The 24170-nt window shown below is 44.7% G+C and carries 20 protein-coding genes and 4 tRNA genes; 6 read left to right on the top strand and 18 right to left on the bottom strand.

Annotated features, from left to right (window positions below):
* The first annotated feature begins 144 nt into the window (after positions 1 to 144).
* Positions 145 to 217: transfer RNA gene (locus BLHYD_RS05440), tRNA-Thr, on the top strand.
* A 64-nt stretch (positions 218 to 281) separates the two neighbouring features.
* Positions 282 to 354, top strand: a tRNA-Thr gene (locus tag BLHYD_RS05435).
* A 90-nt stretch (positions 355 to 444) separates the two neighbouring features.
* On the opposite strand, the gene sigH is transcribed toward BLHYD_RS05435, so the two are convergent.
* The 6 genes from sigH to BLHYD_RS05405 form a co-directional block, all read right to left on the bottom strand.
* Complete coding sequence (gene sigH, locus BLHYD_RS05430) at positions 445 to 1053, bottom strand: RNA polymerase sporulation sigma factor SigH (RefSeq protein WP_005949761.1); 609 nt, start codon at positions 1051 to 1053, stop codon at positions 445 to 447.
* A gap of 11 nt (positions 1054 to 1064) precedes the next feature.
* Positions 1065 to 1799, bottom strand: coding sequence for a 23S rRNA (guanosine(2251)-2'-O)-methyltransferase RlmB (rlmB, locus tag BLHYD_RS05425; RefSeq protein ID WP_005949759.1), 735 nt, complete (start codon positions 1797 to 1799; stop codon positions 1065 to 1067).
* Between the two features lie 12 nt (positions 1800 to 1811).
* Positions 1812 to 2240: a Mini-ribonuclease 3 gene (locus tag BLHYD_RS05420; RefSeq protein WP_005949757.1), complete on the bottom strand. Its 429-nt coding sequence runs from the start codon at positions 2238 to 2240 to the stop codon at positions 1812 to 1814.
* On the bottom strand, positions 2225 to 3637 hold the full coding sequence (gene cysS / locus BLHYD_RS05415) for a cysteine--tRNA ligase (RefSeq protein WP_040350665.1): 1413 nt from the start codon (positions 3635 to 3637) through the stop codon (positions 2225 to 2227). The genes BLHYD_RS05420 and cysS overlap by 16 nt, the downstream gene beginning before the upstream one ends.
* A 64-nt stretch (positions 3638 to 3701) precedes the next feature.
* Positions 3702 to 4181, bottom strand: a complete 480-nt coding sequence (ispF, locus tag BLHYD_RS05410; protein ID WP_040350664.1) for a 2-C-methyl-D-erythritol 2,4-cyclodiphosphate synthase — start codon at positions 4179 to 4181, stop codon at positions 3702 to 3704.
* 52 nt (positions 4182 to 4233) lie between these two features.
* Positions 4234 to 5502 carry a sn-glycerol-1-phosphate dehydrogenase gene (locus tag BLHYD_RS05405; protein WP_021845379.1) on the bottom strand — a complete coding sequence of 423 codons (1269 nt, stop codon included), beginning with the start codon at positions 5500 to 5502 and terminating at the stop codon, positions 4234 to 4236.
* Between the two features lie 415 nt (positions 5503 to 5917).
* Here BLHYD_RS05405 and BLHYD_RS05400 point away from each other — a divergent pair.
* Both BLHYD_RS05400 and BLHYD_RS05395 read left to right on the top strand, forming a co-directional pair.
* A tRNA-Val gene (locus BLHYD_RS05400) sits at positions 5918 to 5990 on the top strand.
* Positions 5991 to 6005: 15 nt separating this feature from the next.
* Positions 6006 to 6079 (top strand) — tRNA-Met (locus BLHYD_RS05395).
* 732 nt (positions 6080 to 6811) lie between these two features.
* Here the strand turns inward: BLHYD_RS05395 and BLHYD_RS05385 are convergent.
* The gene (locus tag BLHYD_RS05385; RefSeq protein ID WP_021845380.1) at positions 6812 to 10609 is read right to left on the bottom strand and encodes a phosphoribosylformylglycinamidine synthase; all 3798 of its coding nucleotides are present in this window, start codon (positions 10607 to 10609) and stop codon (positions 6812 to 6814) included.
* Between the two features lie 327 nt (positions 10610 to 10936).
* Between BLHYD_RS05385 and BLHYD_RS05380 the strand changes: the two genes are divergently transcribed.
* On the top strand, positions 10937 to 11803 hold the full coding sequence (locus BLHYD_RS05380; protein WP_021845381.1) for a LysR family transcriptional regulator: 867 nt from the start codon (positions 10937 to 10939) through the stop codon (positions 11801 to 11803).
* A 9-nt stretch (positions 11804 to 11812) separates the two neighbouring features.
* Here the strand turns inward: BLHYD_RS05380 and BLHYD_RS05375 are convergent, their stop codons facing one another.
* From BLHYD_RS05375 to BLHYD_RS05335, 9 genes are all read right to left on the bottom strand, one after another.
* Positions 11813 to 12907: a serine hydrolase gene (locus tag BLHYD_RS05375; RefSeq protein ID WP_005949741.1), complete on the bottom strand. Its 1095-nt coding sequence runs from the start codon at positions 12905 to 12907 to the stop codon at positions 11813 to 11815.
* Positions 12900 to 14126 carry an NAD(P)/FAD-dependent oxidoreductase gene (locus BLHYD_RS05370; RefSeq protein WP_005949739.1) on the bottom strand — a complete coding sequence of 409 codons (1227 nt, stop codon included), beginning with the start codon at positions 14124 to 14126 and terminating at the stop codon, positions 12900 to 12902. Before BLHYD_RS05370 ends, BLHYD_RS05375 begins: the two co-directional genes overlap by 8 nt.
* Positions 14123 to 14575 (bottom strand): 4Fe-4S dicluster domain-containing protein, encoded by a 453-nt coding sequence (locus tag BLHYD_RS05365; protein WP_005949737.1) that lies wholly within the window; start codon positions 14573 to 14575, stop codon positions 14123 to 14125. The genes BLHYD_RS05370 and BLHYD_RS05365 overlap by 4 nt, the downstream gene beginning before the upstream one ends.
* 10 nt (positions 14576 to 14585) lie before the next feature.
* A complete protein-coding gene (gene cooS / locus BLHYD_RS05360; protein ID WP_021845384.1) occupies positions 14586 to 16469 on the bottom strand; it encodes an anaerobic carbon-monoxide dehydrogenase catalytic subunit in 1884 nt (627 codons plus the stop codon).
* A gap of 190 nt (positions 16470 to 16659) precedes the next feature.
* Positions 16660 to 19017 (bottom strand): ATP-dependent DNA helicase, encoded by a 2358-nt coding sequence (locus BLHYD_RS05355; protein WP_005949733.1) that lies wholly within the window; start codon positions 19015 to 19017, stop codon positions 16660 to 16662.
* 288 nt (positions 19018 to 19305) lie between these two features.
* Positions 19306 to 19530, bottom strand: coding sequence for an HPr family phosphocarrier protein (locus BLHYD_RS05350; protein WP_005949731.1), 225 nt, complete (start codon positions 19528 to 19530; stop codon positions 19306 to 19308).
* A 372-nt stretch (positions 19531 to 19902) separates the two neighbouring features.
* Complete coding sequence (locus tag BLHYD_RS05345) at positions 19903 to 20733, bottom strand: Mrp/NBP35 family ATP-binding protein (protein WP_005949723.1); 831 nt, start codon at positions 20731 to 20733, stop codon at positions 19903 to 19905.
* Between the two features lie 18 nt (positions 20734 to 20751).
* A complete protein-coding gene (locus tag BLHYD_RS05340; protein WP_005949721.1) occupies positions 20752 to 21114 on the bottom strand; it encodes a metal-sensing transcriptional repressor in 363 nt (120 codons plus the stop codon).
* Positions 21115 to 21193: 79 nt separating this feature from the next.
* On the bottom strand, positions 21194 to 21421 hold the full coding sequence (locus BLHYD_RS05335; RefSeq protein WP_021845387.1) for a hypothetical protein: 228 nt from the start codon (positions 21419 to 21421) through the stop codon (positions 21194 to 21196).
* Between the two features lie 346 nt (positions 21422 to 21767).
* On the opposite strand from BLHYD_RS05335, the gene BLHYD_RS05330 reads away from it, so the two are divergent.
* A complete protein-coding gene (locus BLHYD_RS05330) occupies positions 21768 to 22424 on the top strand; it encodes a GntR family transcriptional regulator (protein ID WP_005949717.1) in 657 nt (218 codons plus the stop codon).
* 86 nt (positions 22425 to 22510) lie between these two features.
* Here the strand turns inward: BLHYD_RS05330 and BLHYD_RS05325 are convergent, their stop codons facing one another.
* Positions 22511 to 23179 carry a DUF3786 domain-containing protein gene (locus tag BLHYD_RS05325; protein WP_055165474.1) on the bottom strand — a complete coding sequence of 223 codons (669 nt, stop codon included), beginning with the start codon at positions 23177 to 23179 and terminating at the stop codon, positions 22511 to 22513.
* A 26-nt stretch (positions 23180 to 23205) separates the two neighbouring features.
* Positions 23206 to 23976, bottom strand: a complete 771-nt coding sequence (locus BLHYD_RS05320; RefSeq protein ID WP_005949711.1) for a class I SAM-dependent methyltransferase — start codon at positions 23974 to 23976, stop codon at positions 23206 to 23208.
* Positions 23977 to 24170 lie beyond the last annotated feature (194 nt).

Raw genomic sequence — 24170 nt, 5'->3', positions numbered from 1 at the left:
GTCTCGTGATTTTTGTACAAAATGTCAAAAACACCTCGCGGGATATTGGAGCCTGAACTGTAACCTCCTTTTTTTCATTTTTTGCAAAAAACAGTTGACAATTTTCCCCTTCTTTGATAGAATTCTTTCCGGTGAGACATTCATGCTGCCTTGGCTCAGTTGGTAGAGCGTCGCCTTGGTAAGGCGGAGGTCGGCGGTTCAAATCCGCTAGGCAGCTCTGTGGTACTCTCTAACAGAGAGTACCAATTTTTTCTCATATCTCATTTGTATCAAATATTCTTGCTGCCTTGGCTCAGCTGGTAGAGCGTCGCCTTGGTAAGGCGGAGGTCGGCGGTTCAAATCCGCTAGGCAGCTTTCAACGAAATGGAGCAGATTTTCTCAGGGAATTTGCTCTATTTTATATTATGAAGTTCAAAAGAGTATTGACGCAATCTTAGATTAGCATCAATACTCTTTTTTATTGTTTGTCGTGCCCATACATATTTTTACTTTTCCTCGTATTCTGTGCAAAGCATTATCTATTGATTTCTTGGGCCGTCCCAGTTCAGCGGCAATCTGCTCATAGTCTTTTCCCCGCAGATAGCACTCCAATACTTGATTCTCGAATGAGCTCAGACACTCCTCAATCCTTTTCTCCAGATCTTCCACATTTTCCCTCGCGATCACGATGGCTTCCGGGTTCTGTTCCCATAGAGATCTCAACTGTCGTTCACCTTCTGTCTCCTGACTCAATGATACATAAGTATTCAACGGTTGATGTTTTTGACGGTTTGAGCCGGATATCGCCTTATAAAGCTGCCGATCAATACAAAGCCTGGCAAAAGTCTGAAAAGACGCTGCCTTATCCGGCTGATAATCTCTGACAGCTTTAAAAAGCCCTATCATTCCCTCTTGAATTAGATCATCTGTCTCTCCTCCAATCAGATACATCGCTCTGGCTTTCTGACGAACCAGCTCTTTATATTTCTCCATCAGATAATCCGCGACATCCTCCTGTCCGTCTCTCAGTTTCTCAATCAATTCCTCATCAGAAAATTCAGCATAGCCGTCCATACCTGTGTCTCCTATTTCATCATTCTTTGTCTGACGACTTCATAGGAAAGCACTCCTGCTGCCACGGATGCATTCAGAGAATCTATATCTCCTTTCATTGGAATGGAAGCCACAAAATCACATTTTTCTTTCACCAATCGGCTGACTCCCTCTCCCTCGTTTCCGATCACTACTCCTATCGGTCCTCTCAAATTCAGCTGGTACATCTTTTGACCGTCCATATCGGCACAGACAAACCACATACCTTCCTTTTTTAAAACTTCCATGGTCTTTGTCAAATTGGCAACCTTTGCTACCGGTGTATAATTCAGTGCACCTGCCGAGGTTCTAGCCACCGTTGCAGTCAAACCTACCGCTCGCCTTCTCGGTATAATCACTCCATGGGCCCCTGCTAGATTTGCAGTACGTATAATCGCGCCTAAATTGTGGGGATCTTCTATGCCATCCAGCAGTAAAATAAAAGGATCTTCTCCCTTATCTTTTGCTTTTTGAAGAATGTCCTCCACCGTGGAATATTCGTAAGCTGCCACCACCGCGATTACTCCCTGATGCGTGCCCGTCTGTGATAGCTGATTTAATCTTTCTTTAGAAACATACTGAACGAGTGTATCCTTCTTACGCGCCTCTCTCATTATGGAATTGACCGGGCCGTCATGACAACCATCTAGCACAAACAACTTATCCACACATTTGCCGGAACGAAACGCTTCCAGCACCGCATTTCTTCCTTCTATCTGTTCACTCATAATTTTCTCCGTCTAATTCTTCAGCTGATCCGAGATTCCTTCCCGGATCAACTGCAACATTCGCTTCCATTCTTCTTTCAGATACAGGTATCCAATCAACGCCTCAAACCCTGTCGCTCTGCGGTAATCTGTCATAGAAGCATGTTTCGCCATCGTAGGGGAATGAGCATTCCGTCCACGCTTATAGATTCGATATTCTTCTTCCGTCAACATCGGCTCCAGTTTTTGGATAATCGCCGACTGCGTCCCTGCTTTCACCAGTTGGCTTGCTTTTTTGTGCAAACGATTCACCGGACAATTTCCCTGCTTCACCAACAAAGTCCGCACTATGATTTCATAGGCGCCATCACCGATATAAGCCAGCGTCAACGGAGAATAGGTACGCAGGTCCTGCTTTGGCAGAGCAAAGAGGTCTGTCAAATACTTTAAGCCCTCTTCCATTTCACTCCTTCTCTGGTGTCCTCCAGGATAATCCCCATATTTGTCAACTGATCTCTGATTTCGTCGGCCTTCGCAAAGTTCTTCATCTTTCTGGCAGCCTGGCGTTCTGCAATCAGCCTCTCGATATCCTCGTCCAAAACCTCTTTTTCTTTCTCGATAATCAATCCAAGTACATCGCACAGCTGCTTCAGGATAGCGTAGACTTCCACCACATATCCCTTGGAACTCTCCTCATTAATCTGAGTGTTTGCAAATTTTACCAACTCAAACACTGCCGCCAAGGCATCCGCCGTATTAAAATCGTCGTCCATGGCTTCCTCGAACTTGCTGACATAAATTTTCTTCGCTTCATTCAAACTTTCCTGCTCCTGAGGGCTTATCTCAATTTTCTTCGCACCGTCAGCCAAAAATCTTAATCTCTCTGCTCCGTTTAGAATTCTTTCTAGAGAGTTCTTAGATGCCTCCATCAAATCACGACTAAAATTCAGAGGACTTCTGTAGTGAGCATTCAGCATGAAAAATCTCAGAACCTGAAGATCATACTGTTCTGCGATCTCTCTGACTGTAAAGAAATTACCGAGAGATTTGGACATCTTTTTATTATCAATGTTTAAAAAGCCATTGTGCATCCAGTATCTCGCAAAGACTTTTCCATTGCAGCACTCGCTCTGAGCAATCTCATTCTCATGGTGCGGGAAAATCAGATCCTCTCCACCCGCATGGATATCAATCTCTTCTCCCAGGTACTTTTTGGACATAACTGAACACTCGATATGCCACCCTGGACGACCCTCACACCAAGGAGACGGCCATGCCGGCTCTCCCTCTTTTCTAGGCTTCCACAGAACAAAATCCAGAGGATCTTCTTTCTGCTCCTCGCCAGACACCTGAAGAGCACGAAAACCAGACTGGAGATCATCCAAATTCTTATGAGAGAGTTTTCCGTATTCTTTAAACTTTTTAACTCGAAAATAAACGGTACCATCCGCCACAGGATAGGCAAATCCTTTGTCAATCAGCGTCTGTATCATCTCTACCATACCTTCAATTTCTTCTGTCGCCAGAGGATGAGTGGTAGCCGGTCTTACGTTCATGCCTTCCATGTCCTTTTTACACTCTTCAATATACCTCTTTGAAATTTCATCGGCCGTCACACCTTCCTCATTTGCTTTCGCGATTATTTTGTCATCCACATCCGTAAAATTAGACACGAAATTCACTTTATAACCTTTATATTCCATATAACGACGTGCGGTATCAAACACGATCATTGGACGGGCATTTCCAATGTGAATTAAATTATAAACAGTGGGCCCGCAGACATACATCTTAACCCTTCCCTCTTCCAGAGGAATAAATTCTTCCTTTCTCTTGGACAATGTGTTATAGATTTTCATCTTCTCGATTCCTTTCCTGTACGATATTATCTTGGCAAGCATCTCTTATATATCTATATTGATATCATAGGCTGGAATTCTCTAAAAGACAGATCGCATGAGAGGAAATTCCCTCCAGTGTGCCCGTAAACCCCAGCTTTTCCTCTGTGGTAGCTTTTACACTCACACGATCTATCAAAATCCCCAGAGCATTCGCGATGTTCTCTCTCATCTTAGGAATATGCAAAGCCATCTTAGGCTGCTGAGCCACAATAATCGCGTCTATGTTTCCTACCACATAACCATGACTCTCCAAAAGCTCCTTCACTTTTTTGAGAAGCTCTATGCTGGATATCCCTTCATATTGTGGATCCGTGTCAGGGAAATGTTGTCCGATGTCCCCTAGAGCTGCTGCTCCCAGTAGTGCATCCATCACAGCGTGAACTAGCACATCCGCGTCTGAGTGTCCCAAAAGCCCTAATTGATACGGAATATCCACTCCTCCAAGAATCAACTTTCTGCCCGCAACAAACTTATGCACATCGTACCCTATTCCTACACGCATATACCTCTTCCTCTCTCTGATATTCACTTTTGCTTTCCTGCCACCAAATCCGCTAGTCAATCTCCATCATCTTCAAAAAACGCATCAGCGTCAAACGATTTCTCATATAAGGAGAAATCTGCATCGTCTTGCGTATAATTTTTCTCGACAATCCCAGTTCTTCCACCGTGGTCATACAGCCGCCTTTTTCCATCAGTCTGCGCAATTCATCCTTATCCGGCAGTTCCTCTATAATCGACGCAATCATAGGGAGACATTTTTCCAGATGTTCCGGAACAACAGCAATCAGCGGATCCGGCGTATTTTCTTCTAGAATCCCTTCTAGTTTACCGCTCTCCTGAAAAATCCGTTTTAACAAAACGTTCTCTATTCCTTCATATTTTACAATATGACAAGCCCCCCTGCGAATGGCCCTTGCTATCTGGTTATACTTATCAATGCACAGCAGTAGACCCACACCAACTTTCTCTCCATGATACGCATCCAAATGACCATTGATCACTTCCATCTTCCAAAGATGGGACATATGATGTTCCGCACCAGACGCTGGTCTTGAACTGCCGACAATCTGCATTGCCAGCCCTGAAATAATCAACGCTTTCATCAAATTCTCGCAGTCGTCTTCATCCTCACTGGGAATCCCCCTAATACAGGACTTCACAAGACGAAGCGCCTGCTCTTCCATCTCATACGCTCTCTCACACAAATATTCACCCGCCACCAGATTTGCGATTCTCCAATCGGCCAAACTGATGTACTTTCCCAGAATATTCGCCGCTCCAGACGCATTTAACCTTTTTGGGGCCTTTGAAAATATATCTGTGTCCGCTATGACACACAGCGGTGCCACAGACGGAATTGTCTTTTTTAATCCATTCCAAGTCATCGTCGCCACGGAGCTGACGAATCCGTCCATACTTGCTGCAGTGGGTACTGAAATAAAAGGAATTCCATATTCATGAGCAATATATCTGCTGATGTCATGGATAGTTCCAGTTCCAACCGCCAGAATCAAATCCATCTCATCATCCATATTCTGGAAGGCTACCTCCACGGCTCTCTGATCTGCCTGCAGTCCCTCCGCATCCAGAATAATCACCTCACAGCGGTCATAGATGTTTTCCATAATCTCTTCAGTGGCTGCAAACGTGTTGGTATCACAGATGATTACCGGTGAAATGTACTCTCGCAGCATACCATCATCCAACATAACTTCCAGCTTTTCAACTGCTCCCGCCTCTATAATGATTTCCTTTACTTCTATGTGATGTTCTCTACCGCAGCTACACGGTCGGGCAAAATCGTCCGTATCGACTCGCATATACTTATCTCCTCCTGATACTCAATGATCTAAATAGAAAAAATGTCTCAGTATTTATTATACATGAATCCATTGAAAAATCAAGAAAAACGGGCTGGCAGCGTTTCATGAGTGCAGATACAAACTTTTGCAATTTTTCGTAACAATTCAGCCATACAGTGTACGAGAAGCATAAAACATACTTGTATGTTTTTACGAACGAGTATCTGTTTGAGTTGAGCACCTTTCCATAAGTAAAACGGTGGCGGCAACCACGAGTAGCATGCAGTGCGGTTTTACGAATGGTGCTGACTGAACTGTTACTTTTTCAAAAAAAATATAAAAAAGGTGTTGACAAAGTCTTCCTTTTCAGTATATAATAGCAGAGCAGTCGACGGGAAACAAACAAAAAATGTAGTACCTGAGACAGAAATATGGGATCTTAGCTCAGCTGGGAGAGCATCTGCCTTACAAGCAGAGGGTCATAGGTTCGAGCCCTATAGGTCCCATATACTTAAGAATATGGCGAGATAGCTCAGTTGGCTAGAGCATACGGTTCATACCCGTAGTGTCGAGGGTTCGACTCCCCCTCTCGCTACTTCGTTTAGGTCCTGAAATCCTTGATTTTACTGGGGTTTCAGGATTTTTATTTTTTCACGAAAACGAAATGTAATCACTCTAGTGATTACCTATGGGCTCCGCACCTATGTCACCACCTCAGCTGTAAAACCCTCGAAATTACTTTCATTTTTTGCAAAGCAAAAGAGCCCTTGCCAGGACTCTTTCACTCCTTTGATAACGCGCAACAGCTATTCGATTTTAATCTTTAAATCCCCGTCAATCAATTCAGCTCTCGTTCCATCTGACAATGCGTAAATATCGTCAATCGTATATGATTTTTCCTGAAGTAATGCCATAATCATTTCTACATATCAAGTTTTAAAACAGATAATTATAACAATGATATTATGCCTTCTAAAGAATAAAAAAGAAAGGAAATTGTCTGAAAATCACCCTCTAATTCTTCCGTCCAGTTACTGTTCACTCGCTTGCGGTTTGTGAGCAGTAACACACTTCGCGATGCACACAAAAAAGAGCTTTCACTTTTTGCATGTGAAAGCTCTTTTCTGTTATGCCTTATATACAGTTTCCATCTGAACAGACATCGCAAGAACTGCGGATATGAGAGAACTGACAAGACATTTTTAAGTTCACCTAGGTTTAAATTTAATATACTACTATATTCTCAAAATTGGTAGCAACCTATCGAAACCGTACAAAATAACCAACGTTTTCTGACACTTTAGACAGTTTTCTCTTAATATGTCTATTATTTAAAATACTGCACACCCGACTCAAAAATACGAATGTCCTGCTCTCCGTAGATATTCATCGCGACTCCACGGTCCCTGCGCTCGCTGTGCGCCATCTTGCCCAGCACCCTTCCGTCCGGGCTTGTGATACCTTCAATCGCACAGTATGAACCATTGACATTCCACTCCTCGTCATTCACTCTCAGTTCTCCTTCCGGAGTCACATACTGAGTAGCCACCTGGCCGTTAGCGAAAAGTTTTTGAAGCCACTCATCACTGGCCACAAAACGCCCTTCTCCGTGGGACGCCGGATTACAGTACACCTTGCCCAGCTCAGCCTGTGCTAGCCATGGCGATTTGTTGGAAACCACTTTTGTGTACACCATTTTAGAAATGTGGCGTCCAATAGTATTAAAGGTCAGAGTCGGAGAATTTTCCGTCTGTCCAACAATCTCACCGCAGGGTACAAGTCCAAGCTTAATCAGAGCCTGGAAACCGTTGCAGATTCCCAACGCCAAGCCGTCCCTCTCATTGAGCAGTCTCATAACAGCTTCCTTCATCTTTGCGTTCTGGAAAGCCGTCGCAAAGAATTTCGCGGAACCATCCGGCTCGTCTCCCGCTGAAAATCCGCCCGGGAACATAATCATCTGTGCCTGTCCGATGGCTTTCTCAAAAATCTCCACGGAATCCCGAATGTCCTCAGCCGTGAGGTTCTTAAACACTTTTACATCTACCTCGGCGCCTGCCCGTTCAAAAGCCCTGGTGCTGTCATACTCGCAGTTCGTCCCTGGAAATACTGGTATGAAGACCCTCGGTTTTGCAACTTTATTTTTGCACACATAGACCTTCTTTGCGTGATACAGTCCGTCCTTTACTTCTCCATTTCCGTCAGCAGCGGCTTTCACAGCCTCACGTTCCTGCTGCGGCTGCGCACCGGAATGAGTAGCAAACACTTTCTCCAGGGTGCCCTTCCAGGAAACCAATGCCTCGTCCAAAGAGATTCTCACATCACCGTGAGTAAATTCCTGCTCTTCCAGAACCTCTCCGATCACCGTATAAGTGATTGCCAGCTCGCCCACTTTGCCGTCAGCCACCTCACAGATGATATCCCCAAAGCCTGGCACAAACAGATCTCTCTTATCCACATTGTGCTCAATCTTCACACCTTTTCGGTTTCCAAAGGCCATCTTGCTGACTGCCGCAGCGATTCCTTGGCGGTCTACCGCATAGGCGGATACCACACGGCCCGCTTGAATATCCTGATGCAGTTTCTCATACTGTTCCATCAAAGCCTTATAATCCGGTAGCTCATACTCCGCTCTCGGCACATGAAGCCAAACCAGTTTATTTCCAGCCTTTTTCAGCTCAGGTGTAATCACATCCTGCAATTTTGCCACATCCACGGCAAAAGAAACCAGAGTAGGCGGAACATCAATGTCATTAAAGGTACCTGACATACTGTCCTTTCCGCCAATAGAAGGCAGCCCAAAGCCCATCTGCGCCGCATAAGCTCCCAACAACGCAGCAAACGGCTGGCTCCAGCGGGACGGCTCCTCCGTCATTCTGCGGAAATACTCCTGGAAGGTAAAGCGAATCTTCTTATAATCACCGCCGGACGCCACGATTCTGGCTACGGATTCTGTCACCGCATAGGCCGCGCCGTGATACGGACTCCAACTAGACAGATATGGGTCGAATCCATAACTCATCATAGTCACTGTGTTGGTATTTCCTTTCAGCACTGGCACTTTTGCTACCATGGTCTGGGTCTCTGTGGCCTGATACTGTCCGCCGTATGGCATAAAGACAGACCCTGCACCGATGGAACCGTCGAACATTTCCACCAGCCCTTTTTGGGAACAGGTGTTCAAGTCGGCCAGAGTTTCCAGCCATTTCTCTTTCTCATCCCCGATTTCTTTTCTCACAAACAAACTACCCTCTTGGTTTGGGATATCCACAGCAACCGTAGTCTCCTGGTGTGCGCCGTTGGTATCCAAAAAAGCACGGGAAATATTGACAATCTCTTTCTCTCTCCATTCCAACACCAAACGCGGTTCCTTTGTAACCACTGCCACCTCAATGGCTTCCAGATTCTCCTCATTCGCATATTTTAAAAATTCCTTCACATCTTTGGGGTCCACAACCACAGCCATTCTCTCCTGGGACTCTGAGATCGCGATCTCTGTTCCGTCCAGCCCCGCATATTTCTTTGGAACCTTATCCAGATTTACCTTCAGGCCCGGCGCCAATTCACCGATAGCCACAGACACGCCACCTGCGCCAAAATCATTGCATTTTTTAATCAGTCTGCTGACTTCTTCTCGACGGAACATCCTCTGAATCTTGCGCTCAGTCGGAGCATTTCCCTTCTGCACCTCAGCGCCACATACCTCGATCGAAGCTTCCGTGTGCACCTTAGAAGAACCAGTGGCACCGCCGATTCCATCTCGTCCAGTACGTCCTCCCAGCAGAATAATGATATCTCCCGGATCAGAAGTCTCCCGGATGACTGCACGTCTGGGAGCCGCTCCCATAACAGCGCCGATCTCCATCCTCTTCGCCACATAATCCGGATGATAAATCTCCTTCACATAACCGGTAGCCAGGCCGATCTGATTTCCATAAGAGCTGTAACCATGGGCCGCACCTCTTACCAGTTTCTTCTGAGGCAGTTTTCCCTTCATGGTCTCCTTTACAGATACCGTCGGATCTGCTGCCCCTGTCACACGCATAGCCTGGTACACATAGGTACGTCCTGAAAGCGGGTCACGGATTGCTCCTCCCAGACAAGTAGCGGCCCCTCCAAAGGGTTCGATCTCCGTAGGATGGTTGTGGGTCTCATTTTTAAAATTAATGAGCCACTCTTCTTCTACTCCGTCCACGTCCACCGGAACTACAATACTGCACGCATTGATCTCTTCGGATTCCTCCTGGTCTTCCAACTTGCCTTCCGCTTTTAATTTACGCATCGCCATCAGAGCCAAATCCATTAGACACACAAATTTATCGTCTCTACCCTGGTACATCTCTCTATGAGTATTCAGATAATCCTCGTATGTCTTCACCAACGGCTCACGATAGTCTCCCTCGCCAAAAGTCACCTCTTTCAGCTCGGTGGAAAAAGTCGTATGACGGCAATGATCAGACCAGTAAGTATCCAACACCCGAATCTCTGTCACAGATGGGTCCCTCTTTTCCTCATTGCAAAAATAGTTCTGAATGTGCTGGAAATCCTTAAAAGTCATCGCCAATCCCAAAGAGTCATAAAGCTCTTTTAGATCTGCTTCTTCCATATCCTTAAATCCATGGAAAATTTTCACATCTTGGGGGTCCTCAAACTCTGTCACCAAAGTCTGCGGCTTATCCAAGCTGGTCTCTCTGGAATCTACCGGGTTGATACAGTGGTTTTTAATCGCCTCATACTCATCCTCACTGATCTCTCCCTCGATCACATAGGTGGTCGCAGAGCGAATGATCGGCTCCTCATCCTCTCTTAAAAACTGTACGCACTGTACTGCTGAGTCTGCTCTCTGGTCAAACTGTCCTGGCAAATATTCCACAGAAAAAATTCTCGCTCCCTGCTTTGCCTCAAAATCCTCTCTGTAAAGCTCATCTACAGGCGGCTCTGCAAACACAGTTTGGCAGGCTTTCTCAAAACTTTCGTCTGAGATATTCTCCACATCATAGCGAATCAGCACTCTCACATTTGTAACCGTCTGAATCCCCAAATAGCTACTGATCTCATGCTTCAGCTCCCTGGCCTGCACTGCAAAAGCAGGCTTTTTTTCCACGTAGACACGTCTTACGTTACTCATTAGGTATCCTCGCTTTCTTTTTTGTAGCAACTATTCCGCCATGCGACTGCTAAGAACAAAAACCGGAGCAAGCTTGCTCACAGAAGAATTTTGCTCTTATCAGGCATATGGCGCTTAGCCATAAGCGAGGATTTCGCCGCATATGCGGCGATATAAGCTGCGCAGCAGCTAATCCGAGCTATTATGGCTGAATAATTACTTTTTTGTAACCTTCCGCTATACAATATACTTGTCAACTAGATAATTCCATAGTATCATAGGTAATATCATTAGTAAAATTAATATATCTAATATTATTTATTAGAACCACTAATAATGGAGAAAATTATGGACATCAGTCTAGAACTTTATAAGGTTTTTTATTATGTGGCTTCTTCTTTGAGTTTTTCAGAAGCCTCCAAACAACTATACATTTCCCAATCTGCTGTCAGTCAATCCATCAAGACTCTAGAAAAAAAACTGGGCCGCACTCTGTTCATCCGAAACACCAAGCGGGTCTTACTGACTGCCGAGGGCGAAATGCTGTTGTCTCATATCGAACCGGCGATTCATCTGATTCAAAAAGGAGAAACTCTCCTGAGTGAAAATACCACCCTGCAAGGCCAGCTGCGCATCGGAGCCAGTGATACCATTTGCAGGTATTTTCTGATTCCCTACCTCCAGAGGTTTCACAAAGAACATCCCGACGTGCGCATCCGTGTCACCAACCAGACTTCCATCGGCTGTGCGCAATTGCTCCGAGACGGACAGGTAGATTTCATTGTGACAAATTCCCCGAACTCCCATCTGTCTCCTGCCTACCCTGCCTTTCCCATCTTTCAATTCCAGGATGTATTTGTGGCAAATCCCTCTGCCTTTCCGCTACAGGAACGCGCGTTAACTTTTCAAGAACTGATGGACTATCCAATTTTGATGCTGAGCCGAAGTACCACCAGTGAGTATCTCTACAGCCTTTTTTCCAACCGCCGGTTAAAGCTGATTCCAGAGGTGGAGCTAAGCAGCAATGACCTTCTGATAGATTTAGCCCGTATCGGCCTTGGCATCGCCTTTGTACCAGATTATATGCTCACGGAAATGAGAGATCTTTTCTGTTTAAGCCTACAAGAAAAGCTCCCTCCGCGCCAGCTTCTGCTGACACGTCAGGAGCTGCTCGCGCCCGCGGCACAAAAATTTCTGGAATATTTTCATTCCTGATTGCACCGTTTAATCTTCCAGAAAATATTCATAGACCTGAGCAGACAGCTGCTGAATTCTGCTGATCCCTTCATTCTCAGACAAAAGTTCACAGCTCATCACACATAGAAGATAGGTGGTAGAAGGGGCATAGACGATTGCGATATCATGCTGGCAGGTGTCTGTCTCTCCCGTCTTGTTCGCTATCTGGATTCCCTTAGGTATCCCTGCGGGAATTTTCCAGTCCGTCTGCTGCCTGCACAGCCATTTCAGCATCTTCACCGACGCTGTCTCGCTGACACAGTCCCCATAATAAATGCGCTCCAAAAGTTTTCCGCAGTCCTTCACACTGGTCAGATTGCTCCCGCCGTCACCTAGGCTGGCCGAAGAGGAAGGGTGCAAAGTATGATGCACCTCTGTATTTTCGTACCCCTCCCGCTCCAGATACTGATTCACCCTCTGGCATCCTGTGATAAAGTCCCCGCCGCCTAGACGGCGCATCAACTCATTGTAAGCTTCATTGTCGCTGACCGTAATCATCAGTTCCAGCAGATGGTTCAGCTCCCTGCTCTCCTTTAAATTTCCAGCCTCAATCTGGTCATAGACCGCGGCCATCACAAAAGTCTTAATCAGGCTCGCAGAGGAAGCGGGAGAATCACCTATTTCCAGCTCTGTGTCATTTTTTAGATCTTTGACATAGATTTCCCATTTCCCCGAATAACTGAAAATAGAGCCTTCCAGTACTGTCTTCAGTACACCAAGGCCCGTCGTTTCTTTCTGTGTCTTTAATTGTCTCTTTTTGCGGACTACCGTTCGCCCACTCTCGTTTTCTTCTGTACCTTTTTTGGCGCCGTCTTTATCCTCTGACTTCTCTTTTTCTGAGTACTCTTTTATTTCCAGAAGCTTTCCATTTTGATCAAGCTCATAAGTCTGCCTGCCAATCCGGTATCTTCCTTCTCCCAGAACTTCGTATAGAGGGCTTTGCCGGTTCTTTTCACCTGTCAGACTGTCAGACAGCATCTGCACCGCCTGCTCGGTCTTCGATAGAAAGCCGGCCGCCTGTACCTCGGTCGTAAGGCACAGGCCCGCCGCTAAAAGGCCAATCTTAAGCCAGCCTTTATACACTCCAAATGTATTCTCCGTTTTCCTTGATTCCAAAAAAATTCCCAAAGTTCACATCAAAGATCTGAGCTTCAAACTCTTGGATATCAACTTCGTTCTTAATCAAATATTGGTAAATTCCTGCATGGGAGATATCTCCCTGAGCTAAAAAGCCTACAAGGCGGTGATTCCGAATAATCGCTCTCTCGTAATTTTCGTGACTTTCCCTTAGAACTACAAGATCTCCTTCTTCTGGATTCAGTGCTCCTACACACAGGGACACCAAACCAAAAAAATTAATCGTATTCTTCGCCGCAAAGCGGTCCACATACATATACTGATTTCCAAGAGCCATATTCTGAGCAGCGATCTTACCCTGCTTCATCGCATTGGGCCATATTCCGGACAAACCAGTGACATCTCCGGCCGCATAGACCTCCGGAGCACTGGTCTGCATATAACCATTGACCTTAATTCCACGGTCTATGTCCAGACCGCTGTCCTCTAACCCCGCCACGGCACTGCGGACTCCTGCCGCTACAATCACCAAATCGCAATCCAGCTTTTCTCCGTCGTCCAGCACCACCTGGACCACCTCACCGCTGTCATTGCACACCGTATCCACGCCTTTTCGTCCCAAACGGAACTGACATCCCGCCGCTTCGAAGCGTCTCTGATACTCGCAGGCACCTTTTTCGTCCAACTGAATCGGCAGGATTCTCTCAGCCATCTCCACGATGATAACCCGTTTTCCTTGTTCTAACAGACCACTAGCTGCATCTAAGCCAACCAGCCCGGAACCAATAATCACCACGTTCTGGGCCTTCTTTGCACACTCATCAATGCCCTGTGCATCCTGCAAATGACGAAGCCCAAAAACATTTGGCGCTGTGCGCAGAGCTCCCACTGGAGGAATAAAGCTCTCTGCACCTGTGGCAATCAACAGTTTATCATAATCACACGCCATTCCATCTCCATAATAGACCTTTTTCTTTCCGGTGTCCAGCCCGTTCATCCGATAACCTGGAATCTGCCATATCCGGTTTTTCTCAAAAAAGTCCTTGGGAACAAAATTAAGACTTTCAGCATCCCTCTCATGGCTGAGATATTTGTGCAGCATACACCGGGAATGAGGCTTCTCATCCACAGAGAGCATCACGATCTCATCCTCCGGTCTTAGTTCTCTTAAAGTTCTCGCCGCTGTCATGCCGGCAGCGCCAATTCCCACAATCACATGCTTCATGGCTGCACCTCCTCTACCCAGATTGCCTCTTTGGGACAGGCCTTTACGCAGCTTGGCTCACCGCCCTGGTCTTTGCAGAAATCACATTTGATTACAACACTCCTGGTGGCCTCATCCGGCTTTAAAACTCCATACGGACAGTTCATCACACACATGAAACAGGAACCACATTTTTCCGAGTCATAGTATACATGTCCATCCTGCGGATCCTTAAAGAGTGCTCCGCTCATGCAGGAAAGCACACATTCCGGCTCGTCGCAGTGCCGGCAGAAGATCGGTGTATAGCCTCCATTTTTCTGCTTATAAATATAATTCCTGGACTCATTCTTGATATCCCCTAAATCCAGCGTATAGATATCGCCCTCATCCTTGCGATGGGCCTGCATACAGGCTAAGCTACAGCTTTTACACCCATCGCATTTCTCGGCGTCAATGATAATCCTCTTCATAGACGCCTCCTTATATATTCAGTCCCTGACGTTTTTCTAAGATGATCTTCTCCAGGATATCCGCGGATTCCTTGGCATCTCCATTGATAATCACCTGTCCGCCTGTGAGCTGCTTCATATCTTCTGTCAGTACCTTCGTCACCAGCTTGCTACCTGTCACAAACGGCGGCAGTCCCAGGTGCAGTGGCAGTCCCAGCGCAAGGCCAAAGCATCCGTCTGCCAATGCCTGCTCTTCCAGCCACTGAGCTGCGGACAACACCAATGGCAACTGCGGCATATCCACGCCAATCGCCTCTGCCAACTCCGTAGCCACAATCTCCAGACGTCCGATTGCCAGACAGGGACCAAAATTCAGTACCGGCGGAATGTTCAGTTTCTCACAGACTGCACGCAGCTTCGGTCCGGCCAGTTTCGCAGCTTCCGGTTCCATCAGCCCACAGTTCTCAATTCCTCCTGAAGAACAGCCTGCGGTCAGCACCAAGATATCCTTTGCAATCAGCTCCTTCGTCAGCTCCACAGAGAGCACATCATGTCCGCCTGCGGTCAGATTCGAGCATCCTACCACACCGGCAATTCCCTTGATCTCACCAGCCACGATCAGATCAATCAATGGCTTCCAGTTCCCACCCAAGAACTCTTTCAGAGAACCTTCACTGACTCCAGTCAGCGTGTCGTCATTTCCATGCTCCGGGAACAGATTCATCTGCACCTTGCCTCTTCTGGCTTTATATGCCTCAATGATCTCGTCAATGATCTCCTGACTCTGCTCTTCTCTCTTCTCAAATACAAACGGCTTCATCTCGGCATTTGCCTTCTTCGCTACATCGTCTAGACAGATCTGCTTAATCATCAATTCCTCGCAGATCGGCTCAATGCCAGGCAGAGTACAGTTAAACTCAGACAGCACCGCGTCGATGCCTCCGGTGGCCAAAACTGCCTCGCTGGTATAGTTGTTTCCTGCATGCCCTTCAAAGATATCCGCATAGTGAGCTCCGCGAAGCTGTAGATCCTGTCCCACACAGGTACAGCCCACCAGCTTAAAGCCTTTCGCGCCGGCCGCCTGTGCCTTTGCAACAGCCTCCGGGCTTCTCAGTTTTTCCTGCAAATCCACAAAAATTGTGTGCTGATGCCCGGTAATCATAATGTTGATGTAGTCCGGGTCCACCACACGCAGGCCCACCGGAGCCATGCGAAGTTCAGGCTCTCCCAGCAGCACATCGTTCAACAGGTTCGTAAGAGTCAAGCCGTAAAGTCCCGTGGAAATTCCCAGCTTCAGGCAATCAGTCAACATGTCTACTGGGTCAGAATTCAGATTCGTGGAACATTTCACAACGCCATGGAAGACCTCTCCCTTTGCTCCTCCTGGGAGAATTCCCAACTCCTGCCATCTCTGGAAACGCGGAGCGTAAGCCAACTTTTCCACCAATGCCATCTTTTCATATTCTGGTTTATATAAGTCCTCCAAAACCGCTTTCGCAACTTTTTCAGCTTTTTCGTATTTATCTTTGCCGGTGACACCCAGTTTCTCAGCTAAATGCTCTAGAGCCTTTTCTCCTTTGATCTCACCTTTTGCCTGAGCAGTCTTTAGAACATTCAGCGCAGTATTTTCCACAATGTGAATATAACAGCCTGAACCTGCCGCCACTGCGCGCAGGAAATTTCTGGTGACAATCACGTCCGCTGTAGCACCGCAGATTCCTCTCGGAGCCTTCGGCGTAATTCGGCAAGGACCATTAGAACACAGTCGGCAACAGACCCCCTGAAGTCCAAATCCGCATTTCGTGCTCTGGCTTTCCACTCTATGATGGGAAGTCTCCATCGGAAGAGATGCTATGTATCCCTCTAACGGCTTGTCTGCGCTCTTACATGTTGAACATCCGTAACACTGATTCATTTTTAGAAATCCTCCTTTAAACGTTTGATGTACTTTCCTGATACTCAAGCTCCTGATCTTCCGTTCCAGGCAGCTTGCCGTCGGCAGAATCCCCATACTGCCACGGTCTGATAAAATTATATCAATTTATACCATTTTAGTCAAGAATAACTTACAGAATCTCCCATTTTCCCTGTCTAATCATTCCTGTTCACTCACTTGCCTCCCCTGCCCAAAATTTTTTCAATTGTTTTTCCACGCTGGTGATCTTACTAACTTGATAATTACTCCACTCCTCAGGAAATAGACTCAGATTTTCCCTCTGGCAAAATCTCTCATCCAACAGCAAAATAATTCCCCTATCCTTCTGTGTCCGTATGACTCTTCCTGCTGCCTGAAGCACTTTATTCATGCCTGGATAACGATAAGCATAGTCAAAACCATTTTCTCCCCGCTCATCGTAAAACGCCTTCAAAATCTCATTTTCTGTTCCCACCTGTGGAATTCCCGTTCCCACAATCAATGCGCCAATCAGTCTATCTCCCAAAAGATCAATTCCCTCTGAAAAAATTCCACCCATGACACAAAAGCCAACCAGGGTTCCCCGCCCGCTTTGAAACTCAGAAAGAAAACTCTCTCTCTCTTGCTCGCTCATCACCGAAGACTGACATAAACTGTGCACATGGGGCATGGAAAATTCCTGCTCATAAATCTCATACACATCCCTCAAAAGGCGATGTGAGGGAAAAAACACCATATAATTTCCTGGGTGAGTATTCACAGCCCTTGCGATATATTCCGCAATCCTCCGATACTCTCCATACCCTCTTCTCGTATACTTGCTGCTCACATCTGCCCCCACCAGAAGACATCTTCTCTCCTGCGAAAATGGGGACGCTGCGCAGATCGCATAGTCATCCTCATGGGTACTAAACACACGGCGATAATAACGCAGAGGCAACAAGGTCGCTGAGAAAAACACTGCACAGCTTCCTTTTTCCAGACAATTTTCCAGATTTTTAGCTGGATTGACACAGAACAGCCTCAACTGAAACCCTCCATCTTCCAGGTTTTGGACATAAATCTTATAATTTTCATCCAGCAGATCACAGATATTTAGGAAATCCCGAACTGTGAAATAGAATTCCAGAGCTTCTTTTCCCACCTCTGGCTGCGGAGGCTCCTCCAAAAAGCTTTCTAGTTCTCCCATCACCTTCATCAATAATACAGGTAAATTTCCTATACTCTCCAAAACCTCATAGCTTTCACATTCTCTTTTTAGCTCCAGCAAAAACTGATTCAGACGATTCAGTTCACGAATCACTTTTCCGCCATAAGGCTTTAAGCTTTTTCGTATTTTTAGAACTTCTTCCTTATATAGAGCAGCACTGTACATCTGTCTACCTCTGTCCACCAGGTTATGAGCTTCATCAATCAGAAAAATATAATCTCCCTTTGTGCCCTCGGCAAAAAAACGTTTCAGATATACATTAGGGTCAAACACATAGTTATAGTCACAGATCACTCCGTCTGTCCAGACGGATAAGTCTAAGCACATTTCAAAAGGACATACCTGCCATTTTCTCGCGTGTTCCTGTAAAATGTCCCTGGTGTAGTGATTTTTCGTGGTCCATAATTCATAGACAGCCTCATTAATCCGGTCAAAATGCCCCCGAGCATAGGGACATTCCTGAGGATTGCATTCCATCTCATCGCACAGGCAGAGTTTTTCCTTGGCAGTAATCGTCGCAACCTTAAACTCTACCCCCTTTTCCTGCAGCAGCAAAAAGGCTTCCTGTGCCACGGTACGTGTGATTGTCTTCGCCGTCAAATAGAAAATTTTCTCAGCCAGCCCCGCACCGACAGCCCGGACTGACGGATAAACCGTGGACATCGTCTTTCCCACTCCTGTGGGAGCTTGGAGAAACAGCTGCTTTTTCTTCTGAATGACATGGTACACCCCCGCCACGATTTCCTTCTGACCACGCCGATACTCAAAGGGAAATTCCACTCCCTCCATGGATTGATCCCTGCGCTTCCTCCACTGAAATTGAAAGCGCACCCACCGATAATACTCATCCACCAGCTTTTGATACCAAAGCTCCAATTCCTCAAAAGTATAAGTTTTACAAAACCTCTTGATATCTTCTGTCTCCATATTACAGTAGGTAAGTTGTACCTGCATGGCCTTCTGCTGATGGTCATAGGCATAAAAATACGCATAGCATTTCGCCTGCGCCTCGTGCACTTCCACAGGACTTTCCAGACGCGCAAGGTCCCGGTAAACTCCTTTGATCTCATCCACCAACACCACGTCCTGCGCTCTTGATATGCCGTCAGCCCTTCCCTCCACCTGAATCGAAAATTCCTCGTAGATCGTTTCATGTCTCAAAGATACTTCCGCCTGGTAAGCGCTCTCCATCTTCTTTTGTATCTTTCGGTGAATTTTTCCTCCCATCAGCATGGCTTCCTTGTCCGCCATTTTGCTCCTGCGGTTGTCCAGATCTCCGCTCCTTAAAATAAACTCTACCAGATTTCTCACAGAAATCCGAATACAAGGTCTCTCCATCCTATCTCCTCCCGGTCTGACCGCAGTAATTTCTCTTCCATCGCAGCTTTTTCACCTATTATATCACTTTTAAGTTACTTCTTCACTCCATTCACAGTAATCAGGTAAATAAATTGTAAAAGTTAAACTCTCTGTCTCCTTAGTCTTGAAAGGCACAGTTCCACTTTGCGTGCCGCAGCAACACCGCTATGCGGTGAAATTCCTCGTACATAACAAAAAGCTCCCCCTGCCAAAATTGACTTCCGACAGGGGGAACTTTTCTTGTATGATGATCTTTACTCTACTCAATTATGCAACTGCATATTTTTGGATGCTCTGCATAAACTGTCCATCTTCTCCATGACATTTTACTGTGAGCACACGATTCAAATCCATACTCAATATACCGAGAATTGACTTTGCATCGATGATTACCCTGTTGTAAGAGATGTCAATATCACAGTCACATTTACTTGCTGCATTTACAAAATCTAGCACATCTTCTCTTGATAATTTAATCTGACGCTCCATCATAACAGATTCCTCCTTAATTACCAATTTTCATTGGAGCTAACACATCGCTGTGCGCTTGTTAATTAATTTGTTTACCGCTATTTTACCCAGATTTTCCAATTTGTCAAGGGGATTCAAAAATTGTTTACATATTTCGTACACTCAACTAAAATACTCTCGTTCGCCTTCATTTTTTTGAATTAAATTTACATAACACAAGAAAAAAGTAGTAGTTCATCATTGTAAATTTTACACAAGAATATTTGTTCTGTATTCTGCATACAAAATATAATATATCTTTTTTGACAGACCAAACACTTTTTTTATGAAAATTCAGCCACATGTCTGGAAGAATCAAAGATTCTCTTACATGTGGCTGAATTTCTGTCGCCCTTATTTAGGCATTACTTCATATGCTTTTTCAATATATAGATTCTGAATCTCATGGAAAGCTCCACAGTCCGCTTTTCTCGCCAGTTCCATGTCAATCGGCATCTTCCCTAAAATTGGCACTTGAATCTCCTGAGCAATCTCCTCGATATGGCTCTCTCCAAAGATTTTAATCTCTTTCCCACAGTCCGGACACTTCACGTAGCTGTAGTTCTCCACCAACCCCAGAACCGGAACATGCATCATATCTGCCATATTATATGCCTTTTTGACAATCATTCGCACGAGATCTTGAGGGGAGGATACGATCACAACACCGTCAATAGGCAGAGACTGGAACGCTGTCAGCGGCACATCCCCCGTCCCCGGCGGCATATCCACAAAGAGATAATCCAAATCTCCCCAAATTACATCTGTCCAAAACTGCTTCACTGTATTTGCAAGCACAGGACCTCTCCAGATTACCGGGGTCTCTTCTGTCGGAAGCAATAAATTAATAGACATTACCTTAATTCCATTTTGTGCCATCATAGGATAAATTCCGTCATCACTCGCCTTCGCAGTACCCTTGATTCCATACATTTTGGGAATCGAAGGACCTGTAATGTCCGCATCCATAATGCCCACTTGATACCCCTTCGCAGCCATCATATTCGCCAGAGACGCCGTCACAAAAGATTTTCCCACGCCTCCTTTTCCGCTGATGACTCCGATGACTTTCTTTACTTGTGAAAATTCATTGGCTGCAACCTGAAAGCTCTGAGGCTTTTTTGCCTGTGAACATCCGGCACAGTCTTCCTTTGTACATGATGTACTGTTGCATTCCTTTGCCATAATATCTCTCCTGTTCCTTTATTTTATAAAACGGTCAATTGCCTTTTCCAGTTCTTTTAGTGCCTCCTGGTCTCCATGTTCCACAGCATCTACAATACAATGCTCAATGTGATCCTGAAGGATAATTTTGCCTGTATTGTTAATGGCAGCTTTCACCGCTGAGAGCTGAATCAAGACTTCACTACAGTCTCTACCGCTCTCCACCATCCGTTTGATAGATTCCATGTGGCCTATTGCTCTGGACAGACGATTTAAGACCGCCTTTGTATGCGCATGACTATGGGTATGTCCATGACCGTGTTCGTGCGAATGCGCATGTGAAATCACCGCACCATCCGGGAGTACGTGAGTGTGAATCCCCTCTTTTTCTTCTGTGCCCATAGTTACCTCCTTCGTGTCCTGCCTGTTAACTGTCCTCCAGCAAAAATTTTTTTCGCACTTCTTCTATTATAACAATCTCTTATATCTCTGTAAAGGAATATCTCTGTTTAATTTGAGAGGTAACAATATCAAAAATAATCGTACCATCCTCTAGCACAGTCTTCTCATAGGATACCTCTTTTCCTTTGAACTTATCCTGAATAAATTTTTCCGGGTCATCTATAACAATCTCATCCACAAAAACATCTCGCATTTGATTATTCGGACACTTATTAAATATCTCCCAGATCACTTCGTACTCTCTCATAATCCTTCCTCTTTTCATCCATTTTCTTTATTATAAGAGATTTTTATAAGTTTGTCAAAAAAATTTATTTTTACAATTTACTAAATTTCACTTATAATAGAATAAAGTGAGCAATCTTCTTTCAGCTCACTATCCACACAGTCTTGAGGTACCCAGCTCATTTTGCACGCTATCGCAGTACTACTGTGCAGCGAGATATTTTATTGTGGCGTGCACGTCTTTAGTGGAGTGTTTGTATTATAGGAAAAGCCTTCTATTTTTCAACATAGATGAGCCCTCCCTAATAATGTAAAAAATACATGTAACCCATCGTCTAACTATAGAATCAACAATAAAGAGGAACACTATGGCTCAAATTAGAAAACAAAGTATGAAAGAACAAATTTACCAAATCATAAAAGACAGGATTCTCAACTTAGAATATCCTATGGACACCCCTCTGAATCTAGTACAGCTCTCTAAAGAGCTAGGAACCAGCAACACTCCACTGCGGGAAGCACTTTCACTGTTAGAGGCAGAGGGACTAGTCGTCGCCAGTCTAAACAACAAAGTTCGAGTCATCGGTTTTACCCAGGAGAGTTACCGCGATCTCAACCGAACAATTCTGGTGCAACTACTAGGCGCTTACCAGCTCTGCCTGGAAGATAAAAAGAATTCCTATCTCTGTAATATTCTGGAGAACCAACTGAATATACAACAAGCAGTTTTCGAGGAAGGAGACATCAATGGCTTTATCACAGCTTCCATCAATTTTGACAAAGGATTTCTTCTGGCCTGTGAAAACCATAAACTTCTGGAAATTTTCGACCGTCTATCCAGCCTGCTATACCTATCTGTCACAATGAATCATCACGCAAAACTGGAAAACCGGCAGTTGAATCTCCAGGAACATCAACACATTTTAGATGCTGTACGCAAAAACGATGTCTTCCTTGTACAAAAATTGCTGCATCAGCATTACGACAAACATCTCACAGAAGAATCTCTGAGACATTTTTCTTGAGGGTATCCCCCACCTTATGCGCCGCCGCAACACCGCTATGCGGGTAAATCACCTTATTGCGGCGTGCGCATCTATGTCAGTACAGCTTATCTCAATTCTGTGAAATTGAAATTCTGATATATCAATTCATATTCATCTTTAATACGCTCAATAATATGTGTAACCGCAAACATTAACGTTTCATAATGCATATAATCAAGGATATTTTTGTCTGTCCAAATTTGCATAGTAGCAGGGAAATCTTCATCGGCTTCCCAATATCTCAGAATCAATGATAGAAAAGGAAATAAATCAAATTCATAGGCCACATCACTCTTTTTTAAGTCTTTTCCATGGAGAGCCTCACACGCTTGTGCCAGAACTTTGGTTTTCCAATTATCATGTTTTCCAAGACTTTGAAAAAAATCATTTTCTTTTTTTAATGTGCCGCCTTGAACAGTGGTTAAACTATTTATATTTACCCATTCATTTGCAAGATGGCAGTTCTTTTTTGAGTAGCAAAGAACATCATATATTGTCATAGCCTCATTATACCCAGCTTTTTCTTCTGTTTGAAAATGATCTTTGGACCAGCTGATTGCTCCTGTTAAGCGATTTATACGATATCTTCTTCCCACAAACTGAATATAGATATATTTACTGTCATGCTCCAGCAAAAACTTTTGAATGATTTCTTCCTGATCATACTGTAAAAATTTACCTGCCATACTATCTTTCATTTTTTCATAATTTGACACCATACTTTTAGATATCACATCTTGTCTCCTATACAAATTGAAATTTAAATAACTTTTCCAATATAAAATACATATCCATAATGCTGACTATACTTGGAATAAAGTTCTGTTTCATATCGATTCTGTTCAGCGTACTCCATCATGATTTTATTCCCTGCATATTTTTCTAAAAGTTTGTTAATTGCCTTTTCACGGGGAATAAAATAGTTTTCTGTCCAACATTTTTGTGGCAAAGCAAAAGATGCTACAAACTGATAACCACATTTTTGCATGATTTTTATATTATCACTAATAGTCTCCAATTGACTTCCTGCATCATTCCAGAATCGTTCTACAACATTCGGCCTTTCCTCTGTAAGCCAAGACGGACAAGTTACCGCAATAAAGCCTCCCTTTTTAAGAAATCCGTGCCAATGAGAAAGTCCCTCTTTAAAACCTATATTATCAATTGCACCTTCTGACCAGATTAAGTCCAAAGACTTTGTTTGAAATGGCAGCTTCTCCATAGAACCTATGATACCTGTTACTCGATTATCTAACTTCATCTTTCTAGCATTTTCATTCAATTTATCTATAAAATCAGAAAACATATCCAGACCAATGATCGTACCAGATAAATACTTTGCTAAAAGCAAAGTTTGTCCTCCTGTCCCGCATCCTAAATCTGCAATCTTTGAGAATTGATTTAATGGCTTTAGAAATCCTAGAGCTTGTTCAACTGCTTCAGAACTTCCAGGACCTTGACGTTCCAGCCCAATATGAGTTTCAAGCAATATGTCTACCATAGATAGATGTTTCGTTTCCAATTCTCCCATTCCTTTTTCTCCTTATACTTGCTTTATTCTCTTAACTACTTATCAGCCTATCATTTGTAAAGTATACCAAACACCATTTACACAGAAAGTTCTCAGCAAAGCAAAGACCTGCTCGTGTATGCCTGACTACCGCTTGCCGGGCTTATCGCACAGTATAGAAGGAAGATACTCTACTTCAAGTGTCTTCCTTCCGT

Source organism: Blautia hydrogenotrophica DSM 10507, from assembly GCF_034356035.1.
In the GTDB taxonomy this organism is placed as follows: Bacteria; Bacillota; Clostridia; order Lachnospirales; family Lachnospiraceae; genus Blautia_A; species Blautia_A hydrogenotrophica.
The sequence above is the reverse complement of the archived record's forward strand: the minus strand, read 5'-3'. Positions and strand labels throughout refer to the sequence as shown.

What these genes read in the sequence shown, in the direction of transcription:
- sigH (WP_005949761.1), bottom strand. Translation starts at nt 1,053, where the DNA reads ATGGACGGCTATGCTGAATTTTCTGATGAGGAATTGATTGAGAAACTG.
- rlmB (WP_005949759.1), bottom strand. Translation starts at nt 1,799, where the DNA reads ATGAGTGAACAGATAGAAGGAAGAAATGCGGTGCTGGAAGCGTTTCGT.
- BLHYD_RS05420 (WP_005949757.1), bottom strand. Translation starts at nt 2,240, where the DNA reads ATGGAAGAGGGCTTAAAGTATTTGACAGACCTCTTTGCTCTGCCAAAG.
- cysS (WP_040350665.1), bottom strand. Translation starts at nt 3,637, where the DNA reads ATGAAAATCTATAACACATTGTCCAAGAGAAAGGAAGAATTTATTCCT.
- ispF (WP_040350664.1), bottom strand. Translation starts at nt 4,181, where the DNA reads ATGCGTGTAGGAATAGGGTACGATGTGCATAAGTTTGTTGCGGGCAGA.
- BLHYD_RS05405 (WP_021845379.1), bottom strand. Translation starts at nt 5,502, where the DNA reads ATGCGAGTCGATACGGACGATTTTGCCCGACCGTGTAGCTGCGGTAGA.
- BLHYD_RS05385 (WP_021845380.1), bottom strand. Translation starts at nt 10,609, where the DNA reads ATGAGTAACGTAAGACGTGTCTACGTGGAAAAAAAGCCTGCTTTTGCA.
- BLHYD_RS05380 (WP_021845381.1), top strand. Translation starts at nt 10,937, where the DNA reads ATGGACATCAGTCTAGAACTTTATAAGGTTTTTTATTATGTGGCTTCT.
- BLHYD_RS05370 (WP_005949739.1), bottom strand. Translation starts at nt 14,126, where the DNA reads ATGAAGCATGTGATTGTGGGAATTGGCGCTGCCGGCATGACAGCGGCG.
- BLHYD_RS05365 (WP_005949737.1), bottom strand. Translation starts at nt 14,575, where the DNA reads ATGAAGAGGATTATCATTGACGCCGAGAAATGCGATGGGTGTAAAAGC.
- cooS (WP_021845384.1), bottom strand. Translation starts at nt 16,469, where the DNA reads ATGAATCAGTGTTACGGATGTTCAACATGTAAGAGCGCAGACAAGCCG.
- BLHYD_RS05355 (WP_005949733.1), bottom strand. Translation starts at nt 19,017, where the DNA reads ATGGAGAGACCTTGTATTCGGATTTCTGTGAGAAATCTGGTAGAGTTT.
- BLHYD_RS05350 (WP_005949731.1), bottom strand. Translation starts at nt 19,530, where the DNA reads ATGATGGAGCGTCAGATTAAATTATCAAGAGAAGATGTGCTAGATTTT.
- BLHYD_RS05345 (WP_005949723.1), bottom strand. Translation starts at nt 20,733, where the DNA reads ATGGCAAAGGAATGCAACAGTACATCATGTACAAAGGAAGACTGTGCC.
- BLHYD_RS05340 (WP_005949721.1), bottom strand. Translation starts at nt 21,114, where the DNA reads ATGGGCACAGAAGAAAAAGAGGGGATTCACACTCACGTACTCCCGGAT.
- BLHYD_RS05335 (WP_021845387.1), bottom strand. Translation starts at nt 21,421, where the DNA reads ATGAGAGAGTACGAAGTGATCTGGGAGATATTTAATAAGTGTCCGAAT.
- BLHYD_RS05330 (WP_005949717.1), top strand. Translation starts at nt 21,768, where the DNA reads ATGGCTCAAATTAGAAAACAAAGTATGAAAGAACAAATTTACCAAATC.
- BLHYD_RS05320 (WP_005949711.1), bottom strand. Translation starts at nt 23,976, where the DNA reads ATGGGAGAATTGGAAACGAAACATCTATCTATGGTAGACATATTGCTT.